This is a genomic window from Exiguobacterium sp. SH3S3, from assembly GCF_004337115.1.
Lineage (GTDB): Bacteria > Bacillota > Bacilli > Exiguobacteriales > Exiguobacteriaceae > Exiguobacterium > Exiguobacterium aurantiacum_A.
Genome location: NZ_SJUU01000015.1, coordinates 12,684 through 27,732, shown reverse-complemented (window position 1 = coordinate 27,732; position 15,049 = coordinate 12,684). Strand labels below are relative to the sequence as shown.

Here is a 15,049-nt window from a genome sequence, read left to right as displayed (position 1 = left end):
GGGAGGTTTTTTCATGCAACGTGTCTCAAGCGAACTTACACAATTCCGCGGCAGTCATTATGACTTTGGCCGCTTTCAAGGTGAATATATCAAGCGCAGCAAGCTGCTCGAGAACCGGACCGATCAGTGGAAGCTGCGCGTCCCCCGGTTTGAGATCGACGAGCGCGAGGCGAAACAAGCGTTCGCCCGGTTCGCCCCGAGGATTTGGGAAGAACTACTCGGCCTGCAGGACGAGCTCGAACTGACGCTCGGCGATACGCTCCTTCACTTCGGTCATTTCCGGGTCAATAACCCGATCAGCGGCTGCTCGATTTTGACAGGGGACAACTTCCTCGTCCGCAACTACGACTATCATCCGATGACGTATGACGGGCGCTACAACGTGTTCCAACCGGACGAGGGCTACGCCGTCATCGGACCCGTCTCGCGCGTCACCGGGCGGATGGACGGAATGAACGAGCGCGGACTCGCCATGGGCTATAACTTCATCAACCGCCGCCGCCCCGGCGACGGCTTCGTCTGCCAGATGATCGGACGGATGATTCTCGAGACGTGCGCGACGGTCGAAGAAGCGGTCGATCTGTTGAAAGACATCCCGCACCGCGGCTCGTTCACGTATGTCGTCCATGACAAGTCGTCAAATACACGTGTCATCGAAGCGACCCCGCGCGACATCCGTGTCCGCGAATCGAACATTTGCACGAACCACTTCGAGCTGTTGCAGCACGAGAACCGTTACCATCTCGACGACTCGACGCGGCGGATGATGGAGATCAAGATGTATCAACATATCGTCCAAGACGCCGAGAGCGCGTTCCGGCTCATGAACGACTCGGATAAAGGTGTCTTTTCGGAGCTGTATAAAAGTTGGGCCGGGACGATCCATACGGCCGCCTATTTCCCGGAGACGCTCGAGACGTGGTTCGCCCTCGGCGGCGACCGCGACCCGGTCATCTTTGATTTTCAGACGTGGCTCGACGGGGAGGATTTCGACTTGCACGCCCTCGACGGTGAGATCGCGACCGATATCGAGTTCGCCAACACGGTCCAACTTTGGCGCTGACTTCGGTCAGTGCTTTTTTTATGGAAACGGGGAATAGGAATACGAGGAGGGATTTATATGAAACGAATCGGTTTATTGGCCATCATGCTCGGGATGGTTGTCGTCCTCGGCGGCTGCGTGCCGGGTGACGGCTCCTATACGACGGACCCGGCCGGCTTCTTTTGGGGTGTCTGGCACGGCTGGATCGCACCGGTGTCACTGATTTTAGGGTTGTTCAATGATACGTATCGCGTCTATGAAGTGAACAACACCGGTTGGTTTTATGATTTAGGATTCTATATCGCGATCATCAGCGGTTTCGGTGGGGTCGCTGTGACGCGGAAGAACCGGGGCTAGACACAATTGTCTGGCTCTTTTTTATTGACCTATTTCCTGAAAATGTCGACTAGTTTATTGAAAATCGTGCTATATTTTTTATTGTTTAATCAGATATTACCAAAAGGAGATAGGGAAGATGGTTGCACATATAAAGAAGAGTTTCATATTATTCATGTTAATGATGTTGGTCGGGACGATGGTTACGCCACATCAAACATCAGCAGCGACATTAACAAAAACCGATACGAGTCAGAACGTGGTGACAGGAACCACAGATCAACCAAACCAGGAGGTCACAATTATAGCGAATGAACAGGTCTTCCGTACAAAGAGTGACGCCTCTAAAAATTATACATACACGTTCGATAAGGCACTGACTGGACAAATTGCGGTGTATCAACGTGACACGTATGGATTTGATCAATTGATTGACGTGACGGAGCGCCAGGCGCCCCAGACGTCGGCGGTTCCAGTGAAGCCACAAGACGCGACATTCATCGGGATGATGAACGACGAGTTCGTCTTCTTCACTCATCCGAACCATACGATTCACGCGACGTATGAAGGCCGAGTGAGAGAAGGAATTAGCGAGTTGCGCATCCAAAAAAATAAGGCGGATACCGTGAGCGTGTACGTCAGTAGTCCGGAGAAGGCGTCGACGCCAATCCGCACGTACACGGCGACGACCGTGACGGCGGATATCATTCAATTGGATGCATCACCGCACGAGACGTTGCGCGTCTCCGGGAAGACGTTGCCTTACGTCTCTGTGAACGTGAAAGTCGGACATGAGGTAAAGATGGGGCAAGCCGATGCGACTGGTACATTTGATTTTCCGTTCACGGGCTGGGAACCGCGCGCTTATCAGAATCAGACGTATACTGTGCAGGCTGCTCATTTGAATCAGACGAATGAAGGAATTCAGAAGTTCACAATGCCTGCCTTCAAAGCGACGCTCGACAACCCGTTGCTCGTGATTGAGGAGTCACTCACACAGTTTCGTGGGGTGACGATTCCGGACGCCGTCGTCTCACTCGATGGGGAAGCGTGTGCGGTCAGTGACGAGAGCGGTTATTTCGGCTGTTACTATGCACAGAACGATCAATCGAAGCGTACGTTCACGATTCAAAAAGAGAAAGAAACGATTTTTACAAAACAAGTGACTGTAAAACGAGACGTTCGGACCATCATGTTCGAAACGAAAGCGTTTGATCTTGAAGAGGGCCGATTGATTGGGAAGGCGACCCCGAATCAAACGTTTATCGTAACGTATGAAGATCGTCGAGCCGGTTACAGACAACTTCGTTTCCGGGCGAATAGTGACGCCAATGGTGACATCATTTTCCCGTTGCCGAAACTGTATGGTGTGAACTTTACCGTCTCTTATTTAGATGAGTACAATTACAGAAACCAGTTCTGGTCGGCCCGAGCCGAGGACAATCGTTTGGCACCGACACCGATCCTGAAGATGCAGAGCGACCGGGTTGCTATCAGCATCCCGCCGTTCTATTATCCGAACCAATCGATTTCGTTTGAGGCGAAAGTCGAGAAAGCGGATGGCCGATCTGTGTTGGAGAAGGCCGACATGAACAATCCGCATATTTCTCTCGAGGTGAACGACACGTTCATGATTCGGACTGTCCTACAAGATGGTCGTGTGTCGGAGTGGGTAAAAGGCACGTTCGATGCGATTCAAAAGCCACTCATCCCTGACTTGACGAACGACACGACGTTATTGAAAGGGACGACAGAACCGAACGCGACACTCAAGTTCACGAGCGGTCTCGTCAAAGAAGTAAAGGCAGATGCCCAAGGAAAATTTGAATTCGCCGTCGACTTGAAAAAAGTGAACGCTTTTACTTTGGCAGTCAGTGTCCAAGGAAAAGCCAATCAAACGTTCAAATACGAAGTGAAGGATACGATTCGTCCGACGCTGCGAATTCATGAACTAATACCTCAAGAAACAGAGACACTCATATTTGATGCGAATGAGTATGTCGGTAATTTTGAAATTGAATACTACAAAAGTAATTCGTTAATCCGAAAAGAAAAAGTCACACCAATCAGACCGTATAAACCTCACAGTTCTGGTTTTTTAATCTCAGGAGAACTGCTGGTTTCACGCTTGAAAACAGATGGTATCACCCATCTAATGATTCGTTCCGAGGACTTAGCAGGTAATCCTTCTGAGGGAAATAAGATTACAGTGAAAGACATGGTTGCTCCGCGAGTCATTCTACAAAAATTTGTGTTAAACGGAGAGCATTTGATTTACGGGAAGACCGAACCGGGATCGACCGTGACGTTCACGTATCGAAGCGATAAAGACAAACGTGTCGCTGTCTCGAGCACCGGGATGTACACGATCAAGACGACAGATCCAATTGTCGCGCAAAAATATGGACAAGTTAAAATCACGGCGACGGATAAAGCGGGAAACAAAGGGTATGGCTATATCTCTCCAAACGGAGAGAAGATTCAAGACATCCGTCTAGATGGCGGTCAGAAAGTTTGGTTCTATATGCAAAATGAGTATATGAACCAAAACCATTATGAGTTCACCATCAACGGACAAACCCAAAAGTATACTCAATTTGGATCCGTGATTACGTGGTCGAATGACATCTCGTTACCAGCGACTGTGACAGTTAAGCTCATCAACCCTGACAAAACTGTCAAGTACGAGATGACGAAAGTGATCACAAAACCGTATGTGAATAAGAACATCTCGAACGTGAAATTCCAGCAAGGCGTCCGTCGAATCACAGGAAACGGTGATCCATACGCAATCCTTGAAGTGTGGAGTGGCACGACACGCCTAGGATACACATCGATGGATGGTTTAGGAAAGTTCGATTTCAATCTAGTCCGGGCCTATAAAGAAGGCGAACAACTTCGTTTTGTTACGACTCCCCGTATCGGGAAGCAAGTGACGACAACGATGAAAGCAAAAGACAACACGGCTCCGACGAAGCCGACCGTCAACGAAGTTTCGGCAGTGGCGACAAAAATCACGGGGAAAGCCGAAAAAGGAGCGACAGTTCTCATTACGTATAACGGGCGCACCTATTCGACTAAGGCAAACAACTCAGGTGTATATGCTTATGCCATTAAGAAATGGACGCCAGGAAAAACGGTCTCCGTCCGAGCGAAAGATGCATCAGGGAATTTGTCAGCAACTTCTACACAAATCATTAAATACGTGTTCAAACAGTTCAGTGTGAACACTGTTCGGACGAGTCACATCTACGTGACCGGCAAAGGGCATCCTGGCGCGACGGTACAGGTGTTTAATGGTGCGGCAAAAGTAGGGAAGGCTGTTAAAGTCGATTCAAAAGGCAACTTCAAAGCGTATGTAAACAAGCAACGTCAAAGTAATATGTTGACTGTTGAAATGACACGATCAAGTTATGTGACGAAGCGTGTCAATGTCATCGTCTCTAAATAAAAAATCTCTCAGGATGTCATGTCCTGGGAGATTTTTTTGCAGAACGGGTAAAAAAGAAGTGATTCATGGGTTCACCTTTTTGTAGCCAATCAAGGCAATGGTATGATAATCGCGGGAATCAGGTCCGCGCTGATCTGAGACGTCTGTCATACCGAGCGGCTGGGCAGCAGGGAAGAACTGTTCGCGGACGAGCGTCGTGATCCCGTCCCAGGTCACGTCGCCTTTCCCGTCACAGTAAGTGATGACGAACGACCCGCCTGGCGTTAAGACGCGTTCAATCTCGGCAAGTACCGTGGACATGTCGTCCCAGAAGTAGAGCGTATGGATGCTGAAGACGTGATTGAAACTCCCTTCCGGAAACGGGAGTGTCTCGAGGTCGCCTTCGACGACCTCGGCTCGCCCTGCTTGCAAGGCCGCTCGATTTCGTTTTGAGGCCGAGCGGACGATGGTCGGGGAACGGTCGAGCCCGGTCACGTGCACCTCATCAAAGCTACGAAGCATTTGCGCGATCGCATCACCGGCTCCACAACCGAGGTCGAGGATGCGGTCGCCCGGCTGAACCGCCAACTGTTCAATCGTCCAGTCGACTTCTACCCGGTGTTGACGGACCATCTTCTCGCCGATATACGTCCCGACGATGCCGCGCGGGTTCTCGTATTGGCTGTCGATCCATGTTTGCAGACGCTTCGGGCGCATCGAACCATTCCTTTCTAAATGAAGCAGATGTAAATTTAGTGTAGCACAATCAAAAAATCAGAGAGGGGATGAATCCGTGCGCTCATTTTGGATTTTCGGCAATCAGTTATCACACGACCTCGAGATGCTCGACCACGTCCAAGCCGATGACGTCATCGTCATGATCGAGGCGACGTCACGGGCGATGTGGCGGAAGTATCATAAACAAAAACTCGTCCTCATCTTCTCGGCGATGCGACATTTCGCCGAGGAGTTACGCGAGCGCGGCTTCACCGTCGACTACCACGAGGCCGACTCGTTCCAAGACGCGTGGGACGATCACTTCAGCCGCTTCAATCCCGATGCGATTCACTACACGGCCGTCACCGATGAGCCGATGGAGCGGAAGCTGAAGCAGTTCGGAGACCAGCACGAGCTCATCGAACATACGGACGTGCCGCTCTTCTATTTAACGAAGCAAGAGGCCGTCGACACGCTCGGCAGCGAACCGTGGCGGATGGACCGGTTCTACCGTCATATGCGCAAGCGGTTTGACGTGTTGCTCGAAGACGGGAAGGCAAAAGGCGGCAAGTGGTCGTTCGACGCGGACAATCGCCAGCCGCCAAAGTCCGGGCTCACGTTCCCACCGGCCATCCACTTCCGACCTGACGCCATCACGACAGACGTCATCCGAAAAGTCGAGACGACGTTTTCCGACCACCCTGGACAAATCGAACCGTTCGCTTGGCCGGTAACGCGGGACGAGGCAAGGCGAGCACTCAAGCGTTTCGTCGACGAGCGGCTCGAGACGTTCGGTCCGTATCAGGACGCGATGTTGACCGAAAACCCGGAGATGTCACACAGTCTGTTGTCGGCGGCAATCAATGTCGGACTGCTGACCCCGCATGAGGTCGTCAAAGCGGCATGCGCGACCGACGCGCCCCTTGCTTCAGTCGAAGGGTTCGTCCGCCAAATCCTCGGTTGGCGGGAATACATGCGCGCCGTCTATGTGGCGTTGATGCCCGACTATCGAGACGTGAACACGTTCAACCACGAGCGCGACTTACCTGGCTTGTTTTGGGACGCGGAGACGGACCTGAACTGTATGCACGAGAGTCTGAAGCCGGTCGTCGAGCGGGCGCACAACCATCACATCCAGCGGCTGATGGTGCTCGGTAACTATGCGACGCTGTTCGAGATCTCACCACAACAGACGAGCGACTGGTTCAACGAGATGTATATCGATGCCTACGACTGGGTCGTGTTGCCGAACGTGCTCGGGATGGCACTCCATGCCGACGGGGGACGTCTTGCGACGAAGCCGTACATCGCCTCGGGCAAATACATCGACCGGATGAGCGACTACTGTAAAGGCTGCAAATATAACCCGAAACACACGACCGAGGCTGACGCCTGTCCGTTCAACGCCCTCTATTGGAACTTCATCGACAAGCACGAGGAGCGGTTCTCGAACAACCAGCGCATGAAGATGATGGTCCGCAACTGGCAAGGGCGTGACGACGACGTCAAAGCCGACATCTTGGCGAAAGCGCGACAAACATTGACCGATTCCCCGTGAATCGGTTTTTTTACGTCGTCTTTATAAAATTTTGCACGGGCTTCACGGATGCTTTACATTCATCCGTTACGATAGGACTTGTGAGACCCCTCAACCCAAAGTGAATAGCATTCGGTAGAACATTCGAGAGACCAGCAGAAGCCCACACGTCCGTGACGTCATGTTTCTGGTGGTCCTTTTTTAGAAAGGAATGATTCAGATGAATAGCAATACGCACGCAGTAGAACTTGAAACAAAACAAGGTGATCCTTGTTCGAGTCAACCTAACTCTCAAACGTGGGATGCTATCCCTTCCATCTCTCTTCCGATCGTGACATACAACGTGGTGTCCCGACCTATCACCGTCTACCATGGACAGTTTGATGCGTCTGCCGTTCGATTGGACGTGACACTTCAGACGAGCAGCAATCAGAGTTCAGTATGAAATCGCTCCAGCTACAACATGTTAGAAAAAAGTATGGGGACCGTGAAGTCATAAACGAGCTTGATATGATGGTCGAGGCGGGCGAATGTTTTGCGATTGTCGGCCCGTCAGGCTGCGGAAAAAGTTTGCTCCTTCGCATGATTGCCGGCATGGAGTCGCCGACGAGCGGGACGATCCGCATTGACGGGGTCGCGACGAATCGGTTGAAACCGAAGGAACGAGAGGTGGCGTATTTGTCTCAGCAGGACACGCTCTATCGCTTCTTGACCGTTGAGCAAAACATGGAGTGGTCCTTGCGCGGAAGAGGCTTGACACGTTCAGCGCGACAAGACCGATGCCGTCAGATGGTCAATCTGTTTGAACTGTCCGACCTCATGAAACGAAAACCATACGAACTCTCAGGGGGGGGACGACAACGGATTGCTTTGGCTCAAGCGCTCAGCACGGAATCGCAAATCTACTTGCTCGATGAACCGTTCTCGAACCTTGATGTCAAACTTCGAACGGAACTTCGCGCGAAGCTTCGGCAATGGCAACAACATTTTGGTCTGACGTTTCTGTACGTGACCCAAGACCAGAGCGAGGCGATGTTGATGGCGGACCGGATGATGATCATGAATAACGGTCGCGCTCAGCAAATCGGTAAACCGCTCGACTTGTACAATAAACCGGCGAATACGTTCGTCGCGTCGTTCCTTGGTACACACCCGATGAACTTGACGCCTGTGACGCGAAGTGACAAGGGATGGTCTGTCAACGACGGTCGTCTGTTCCGTCCCTTATTGGTCACGGGAATAGAGCAGGCGATACTTGGAGTCCGACCCGAGCACATCCTGCCGGCGGGAGCAGATGTGACCTTTTATGCCGAGTTGAAAAGGATTAAAGTACTCGGTGCGGAAACCATGCTCACGTTTCATTTAGGGAATGCCGAGTGGATTGCCAAATGGGAAGGTCAATGGCCGCTCGCGATCGGCGAAAAAGTGGCATGTTACATTGCGCCGCGGCATATGACGTTGTTCGACGAGAACGGAGGGCTCCTTGAGACTCGTCCACCGAAGCTGTTTGAGACACTCGAAATCAGACGATGAACGAGAAGCAAGAAGCGGGGACAGCACTGTAGATTCATAGGAAAGAGGCCACCGGGAGCAATTGATGCGCTCCTGACGGCCTCTTGTCATTGTTTCAATATTATCAACAGTTGATTCGACTTCGGAAACATAATCCTGCGCTCATATACGGGGAGTTCACTCAACGTATAAAAAAATGGAACCTTCACTCGAAGGCTCCATTTTTTAAGGTGAATCATTAGTTGGTTACGAGTGAAAGTTCACTGACATTCGTTAGAATCACTTGGTTTCGTCCCGAGCGTTTCGCTTGATATAATGCGTTGTCCGCTGCTTCGGTCATCTTCTGAACCGGCTCCGATTTACCGTGGGCAATCCCGATTGAAGCGGTGATATGAATCGGAGGAAAGTCCTTCAATACGAAAACTTCATCCTCAATCCGCTTACGAATACGTTCAGCGACTTTTTCCACCTTTTCAGGAGTAAGATCATACATTAAAATGACGAACTCTTCACCACCGACACGTGCGACCACATCATGCAATCTCGTTTCAGCCAAAAGCAGTTCAGCAAAGCGTTGTAAAACGAGGTCCCCGTTTGCATGACCATATGTATCGTTGACGCGTTTGAAATGGTCGATGTCTAACGCCAGTACGTTAGACGGCCGATTTTCATTCTCTAGTTCAGACGTATAACGATCCCAGACACGACGGTTGAATAAACCGGTCAAAGGGTCACGCTCGGCGGATTGTTTATAATCTTTCGCTCGTCGTTTCGCCTGCTCAAGGTCAATCGTCAGTACGCTCGAGAGCAACCCGACCAATAGTCCAACCGTCCAAATCGTGGCGATAAGTGTGATATAAGACATGCTCCAGCCGAGATTGATTAATACGGCGATTGATATAACAAATAGCGCCCAGACGTTTAATAGCATACTTTGAAAGAACAGTCGTTCAGACAGACGGCGATGAATCCATATCATACCGAGGCTAACGAACCACGTCGCGATAAAGGCGACGACGGCTTGATCAGTGAATCCAAACAAGAACCGAGTGCTTGCGATAAAGCCGGTCGCGATGAACAATGGCAAACGTGCACCATAAAAAGCGAGCAATACGAGCGGCAAGTGGCGCAAGTCGACACGGACATCCTCGTTCACCTCGACACCGTTAAACATAAGGAACAAGCCGAGCATCCCCGCGAGCATACCGATTAGGACGCCACGACTTCTTGATGAGAAGAATAGTTGTGAGTGAAACACTTTGGAAATCAAATAAAAGCCGGTAAAAGCGACACAAGCATTAACGAATAGAGAGATAATTGGCATAAAATCACGACCTTAGTCACAGAGTATACTTTAACCGTAACAGACTGCAAAAACTTGTCAAATCCGAAAATATTTTTTGAAGAAAACTGTAAAAATAAGATGGTTCAATGTATTCAAACTACTGATTTACTAGTGGTTCACATGACTGAAAGCATTAAAAATAAGAGGAACACCCAAATCAATGGTTGATCCTCTCACTTCAATGCAGCATAGTATTTCCCTATTAAAATTTCGGCGAATTAGAATACATAGTTCAACATCACGCCTTTTTCTTCGTTCCTTTAAAAGCGAAGAACATCGCGATGCCGATCCCAATCCCGAGCCACCAGTTGTCGAACAACAGTCCGAAGATGAGAATAAAGGCGACGGCGACCGGGAGTGCTAAATATCCACGTTGTCGTTTCATTTGATTCATCCTTTCCCTACGTCTCTCTTTGACTGTTCCCGGAAGCGGAATGATTCATTCGAAAAGAAACCGTTTTCATAAAAATGGCTCAACATCAACGTTTGTCTAAAAGATGAACATTGTTATTTTCATGTGAAATAGTGAGCAATTACATCTATCCATCCGTAGAAAAGCCTGTTATATTTTAATTGTGATAAACTTCACAATAAGAAATCATACATGGGTCATATTATAGGAGGAAGAGAAGATGATTACATTTTTTATTGCACTAGGATTATTATTGGTCGGGTACCTCGTCTACGGCCGTTACGTCGAGAAGACGTTCGGCATCAAGGAGGAACGGACGACGCCCGCCTATGCGTCTCAAGACGGTGTCGACTATGTACCGATGGGGAAAAAACGTAACTCGATGATCCAACTGTTGAACATCGCCGGTGTCGGTCCGATCTTCGGTCCGATCATGGGAGCACTCTACGGTCCGGTCGCATTCCTTTGGATCGTGGTCGGGTCAATCTTTGCCGGGGCGGTGCACGACTACTTGACCGGGATGATCTCGCTCCGTAACAACGGCGCACACTTGCCGCAGCTCGCTGAGAAGTTCCTCGGTCGCTCGCTCCGTCACGTCGTCAACGGGTTCGCGCTCTTGTTGCTACTGCTTGTCGGGACGGTGTTCGTCACGTCACCGGCCAATATGATCAACAACTTGTTCGACGGTAATGCGTCAACGCTCGCCTGGGTGCTCCTCGCCATCTTCGGCTACTACATTTTGGCGACGCTCTTACCTGTCGATAAGATCATCGGGCGCATCTACCCGTTCTTCGGGGCACTCTTGTTGATCAGCGCCGTCGGCATCGCCGTCAGCCTGTTCGCCCAAGGCTATCAGGTCCCTGAGATGACGTTCACGAACATGCACCCGGACGGCTTGCCGATCTGGCCGCTCTTGTTCTTCACGATCTCGTGCGGCGCGCTCTCAGGATTCCACGCGACGCAGTCGCCGATCATCTCGCGGACGACGATGAAAGAGAGTAATGGCCGCAGCATCTTCTACGGCATGATGATCGTCGAGGCTGTCATCGCCATGATCTGGGCAGCGGCCGCGATGGCGATCTTCGAACCGGGTCAACTGCTCGCGATGATCAACGCCGGCACACCGGCGCTCGTCGTCCAAGAAGTGGCGACGCTCATGCTCGGCAGCATCGGCGGCACGCTCGCCATCCTCGGCGTCATCGTCTTGCCGATCACGTCAGGTGACACGGCGTTCCGTAGCGCCCGGATGATCATCGCCGACTACATGAAGATCGCGCAGAAGAAGTTCGCATCGCGCCTTTGGATCGCACTCCCGTTGTTCGCCATCTCGTTCATCTTGACGAAAGTCGACTTCCGTCTCCTCTGGCAATATTTCAACTGGGCCAACCAGACGACGGCGGTCATCGCCTTGTTCGTCGGGGCGACGTACTTGTACATTAAAGGACGCAACTACTGGATTGCGCTCGTCCCGGGGACGTTCATGTTGTATGCGGTCTGGTTCTATATCTTGACGGCACCGATCGGCTTCAAGATGGACGGAATCATTCCGTACGTCATCGCGACGGTCGGGACGGTGACATTGTTCGGCTTGTTCTTCAAGCACGCCAAAGCGATGCGCGCCCAAGATCTCGAGTGCGACGCACCGGTTCGAAAAGCCGCATAACAAACAGGGGCCTGGCATACATTGCCGGGCCCCTTTGTTGATCAGTCATATAAGTAAATCGAGAACGTCGTCCCTTCTCCGTACACGGAGTCGGCGTGGATGCCCCAGCCGTGCGCCTCGGCGATCCGTTTGCAGATGCGCAGGCCGAGCCCGGTCCCTTTGATCGGACGGTGGGAGTCGGAGTCGACCCGGTAGTACTCGTCAAAGATGTACGGGATGGACTCAGGAGGGATACCGATGCCTGGGTCACGGACGGATAAGACGAGCGTCGTATCGTCCATCGAGCCCGTGATTCGGATCGTCCCGCCTTTCGGTGAATACTTGATGGCGTTGCCGATCAAGTTGTGAAGCAGTTGCAACAACTTCTCCTGGTCGGCCTCGATCGTCGCGTCGCAAGTGGACAAGACGACCTGGTGATTGGGGGATGTCGTCTCATAATGGGCGACAATGCCTTCAAGAACCGGTTTGAGTGCGAACGTCGACAGCGTCAGCAAGTCCGCGGAGTAGTTGACGCGTTGATAGTCGAGGAAGTTATCGACGAGCCGTTCGAGTCGCTCCGCTTCTCGCTTCACGAGCGTCAGCATGCCGTGCGTCTTTTCGTTATCGGTATGTTGGTACATGAGCAGTTCGGTGTAGCCGCTGATGGCGGTGAGCGGTGAGCGGAACTCGTGCGACAGCTCGGCTAAAAATGAGTCTTTCTGCTCCTCGAACCGGCGCGCTTCGGTCTCGTCGCGCCAGAGGATGAACACGCCGCGCGGGGTATAGGTGAAGTTCAAGATGAGTTGCAGCGTCCGGTCGCCGAGCTGGAAATAGTGGGGTTTCATACTCGGACAGCAGCCGAAGCGATTGTCGAGCAATTCTTCCCAAAAAGACGTCACGGCAACCGGGTCGGCCCCGTTCCGTTCGAACACATCATGGAAGAAGCGGCTCAAGGTCTTGAAATCGCTGAAGCGCCGTGTCGTCAGCGACGGACAGAAGGCACGGAGCGGTTGGTTCGTATACAGGTGGTTGCGGGTAAAATCGATATAACAGACGGCATCCTGCACTTCCTCGATGAGTGAAGCGATGGGAGAGTGCGGCAAGCGTCGTGTTGAATAGTTCGGGATGGCTCGTTTTGGACGTGTTCGGCCGTGCCTTGCGGATGAACGATAAAATCGGTTTCGGTCCATGCGTCGGCCTCCTCTCTACGATGTCGATTGATCTGTCTCTATTATACGACATTGTGCAGTATTTCCCTATATAGTCCATGGACCTACCTAAAAATGAGAGGAAATCGGGACGGTCGGCACAAATTGTTCAAACACAAACAGACGAAGCTGTACGACAATGAGAAGAGGAGGCGATATGATGAAGCAAGCGATTTTAGTGACCGGTGCGACCGGGAACGTCGGACAATACGTTGTGAAGTATTTAGAGAATCGAGGGGAAGCCGTCGTCGCGGCCGGGAGCAGGGTGGACGAGCTGCAGCGGCGCTTCCCGATGGCGGCACGACACGTCGAACTCGATTTTGAAAATCCGGACACATACGAAGCGGCGCTCGACGGGGTCGATCGCGTCTTTTTGATGCGTCCGCCACAGATCGGGGACGCGGACGTGTTCGTTCCGTTCATTGAGGCGATGGCCGAACGTTCGATTCGACTCGTCGCCTTTCTTTCACTCATGGGCGTCGAGACGAATCCGTTCCCGCCACACTATAAGATCGAGAAGTACATCGAGCAATCAGGTGTTCCATCCGTTCATATTCGGCCAGGTTTCTTCATGCAGAACGTGACCGGCGTCCACGCCGAGGAGATCCGTCAAGACGACGAGATCTTCATCCCGGCCGGTAACAGTCAAGTCAGCTTCATCGACGCCGAGGATATCGGCAAGGCGATCGCGCACGTCTTCGCCGACCCGGAGTCACATCGCAACACGGCCTATACGCTCACCGGACCCGAGGCGCTCGATTATGTCGACATCGCCAACCAATTGACGATTCTGACCGGGCGGCGCATCACGTACGCCAAGCCGAGCATGCTGCGCTATCGCTCACACTATATTCAGGAACGTGGTCTGGATCCAGCGTATGTGAATGTGACGATGGCGCTCTACCTCATGACACGGCTCGGGACGGCGAAGGCGGTGACGGACGACTTTGAACGGTTGACCGGGGAGAAGCCACGTTCGTTTGCTGAGTTCGCACGTGATCACGTAGATACGTTCCGGCGCTAAAAAATACACCTTCATCCTTTAGCGGATGAAGGTGTATTTTTTAGAATAACGTATACGGGTTGACGCTGTTGGCGGCTGTCGAGCCGCTATAGACGTACTTGTTTTTATGGATCTCGAAGTGGAGGTGGCTCCCGAACGAGTTGCCGGTATTCCCGATCGTCCCGATGTTCGCGCCTTTCGAGATCGATTGGCCTTTGACGACGTTCAACCGATCCATGTGGGCATAGACGCTCGTGTACGCTTGGCCGTTGATCGTATGCGAGATCATGACGTGGTTCCCGTAGGCGCCATAGTTTCGGGCGACGATGACTTGACCGGAAGCGGCCGCTTGGACCGGTGTCCCTTTGACGGCCGCGATGTCGATGCCGTTATGGAACGTGTAACCGTACTTTCCGCTCGCCGGGCCATACCCTTGCGACAATCGGCCTTTCGCCGGCATGATGAATTTAGCCGCCGTGGCCGCCTTCAATGCCGTACCGCTATATTTTTTGACATATGTACTCGCTACATATTTCGTGCTGCCGTTGTAATTGATTTTCGTCCATGAGCCGGTCGCCCCTAGATACGTGAACGATTGACCGAGCTTGGCGCTGCCGACTTTTTTGTAGGCGGTCGATGGACCGGTCCGCACGTTCAAGCTGTTCGTTGTGATTTTAACTTTATAAGAAGTGGCTGCCTCTACCGGTGTTGACGTTTGAAGCGTCAAACCGGAAACGAGAAGTGCGCCGAGAGTAATTGTCATTAATTGTTTTTTCATTTTTTGGTAAATCCTTTCGGTCAGTTAACAGGGCGACGGAACGATGCTTTTCTTAACCTTCTTTAGGAATTTTACCATCAAAAAATA

General features: G+C 51.7%; 12 protein-coding genes. 7 read left to right on the top strand and 5 right to left on the bottom strand.

Features of this window, described 5'->3' with window-relative positions:
• Positions 1-13 precede the first annotated feature (13 nt).
• The 3 genes from EVJ28_RS12635 to EVJ28_RS12625 all read left to right on the top strand — a co-directional run bounded on the left by EVJ28_RS12635 (position 14) and on the right by EVJ28_RS12625 (position 4,829).
• On the top strand, positions 14-1,063 hold the full coding sequence (locus EVJ28_RS12635) for a C45 family autoproteolytic acyltransferase/hydrolase (protein WP_131459012.1): 1,050 nt from the start codon (positions 14-16) through the stop codon (positions 1,061-1,063).
• A gap of 57 nt (positions 1,064-1,120) precedes the next feature.
• Positions 1,121-1,399: a hypothetical protein gene (locus tag EVJ28_RS12630; protein ID WP_131489172.1), complete on the top strand. Its 279-nt coding sequence runs from the start codon at positions 1,121-1,123 to the stop codon at positions 1,397-1,399.
• Between the two features lie 154 nt (positions 1,400-1,553).
• Positions 1,554-4,829: an Ig-like domain-containing protein gene (locus EVJ28_RS12625; RefSeq protein WP_161566987.1), complete on the top strand. Its 3,276-nt coding sequence runs from the start codon at positions 1,554-1,556 to the stop codon at positions 4,827-4,829.
• Positions 4,830-4,892: 63 nt separating this feature from the next.
• On the opposite strand, the gene EVJ28_RS12620 is transcribed toward EVJ28_RS12625, so the two are convergent.
• Entirely contained in the window at positions 4,893-5,525 is a 633-nt protein-coding gene (locus EVJ28_RS12620) for a class I SAM-dependent methyltransferase (RefSeq protein ID WP_131489168.1), read from the bottom strand.
• A 76-nt stretch (positions 5,526-5,601) separates the two neighbouring features.
• Here EVJ28_RS12620 and EVJ28_RS12615 point away from each other — a divergent pair, with 76 nt between their 5' ends.
• Together EVJ28_RS12615 and EVJ28_RS12610 are read left to right on the top strand one after the other, a co-directional pair.
• Positions 5,602-7,083, top strand: coding sequence for a cryptochrome/photolyase family protein (locus EVJ28_RS12615; protein WP_131468946.1), 1,482 nt, complete (start codon positions 5,602-5,604; stop codon positions 7,081-7,083).
• 420 nt (positions 7,084-7,503) lie between these two features.
• Positions 7,504-8,595, top strand: coding sequence for an ABC transporter ATP-binding protein (locus EVJ28_RS12610; RefSeq protein WP_131489166.1), 1,092 nt, complete (start codon positions 7,504-7,506; stop codon positions 8,593-8,595).
• A 217-nt stretch (positions 8,596-8,812) separates the two neighbouring features.
• Here EVJ28_RS12610 and EVJ28_RS12605 read toward each other — a convergent pair whose 3' ends face one another.
• Entirely contained in the window at positions 8,813-9,898 is a 1,086-nt protein-coding gene (locus tag EVJ28_RS12605; RefSeq protein ID WP_131459016.1) for a GGDEF domain-containing protein, read from the bottom strand.
• 259 nt (positions 9,899-10,157) lie between these two features.
• Positions 10,158-10,304, bottom strand: a complete 147-nt coding sequence (locus tag EVJ28_RS14240) for a hypothetical protein (RefSeq protein WP_201738424.1) — start codon at positions 10,302-10,304, stop codon at positions 10,158-10,160.
• 247 nt (positions 10,305-10,551) lie between these two features.
• Between EVJ28_RS14240 and EVJ28_RS12600 the strand changes: the two genes are divergently transcribed.
• On the top strand, positions 10,552-11,994 hold the full coding sequence (locus EVJ28_RS12600; protein WP_131470406.1) for a carbon starvation CstA family protein: 1,443 nt from the start codon (positions 10,552-10,554) through the stop codon (positions 11,992-11,994).
• A 41-nt stretch (positions 11,995-12,035) separates the two neighbouring features.
• Here the strand turns inward: EVJ28_RS12600 and EVJ28_RS12595 are convergent, their stop codons facing one another.
• Entirely contained in the window at positions 12,036-13,163 is a 1,128-nt protein-coding gene (locus EVJ28_RS12595; protein ID WP_236634158.1) for a sensor histidine kinase, read from the bottom strand.
• Between the two features lie 178 nt (positions 13,164-13,341).
• On the opposite strand from EVJ28_RS12595, the gene EVJ28_RS12590 reads away from it, so the two are divergent.
• Positions 13,342-14,205: an SDR family oxidoreductase gene (locus EVJ28_RS12590; RefSeq protein ID WP_236634157.1), complete on the top strand. Its 864-nt coding sequence runs from the start codon at positions 13,342-13,344 to the stop codon at positions 14,203-14,205.
• A gap of 40 nt (positions 14,206-14,245) precedes the next feature.
• On the opposite strand, the gene EVJ28_RS12585 is transcribed toward EVJ28_RS12590, so the two are convergent.
• A complete protein-coding gene (locus tag EVJ28_RS12585; RefSeq protein ID WP_131489162.1) occupies positions 14,246-14,962 on the bottom strand; it encodes a peptidoglycan DD-metalloendopeptidase family protein in 717 nt (238 codons plus the stop codon).
• Positions 14,963-15,049: the final 87 nt, after the last annotated feature.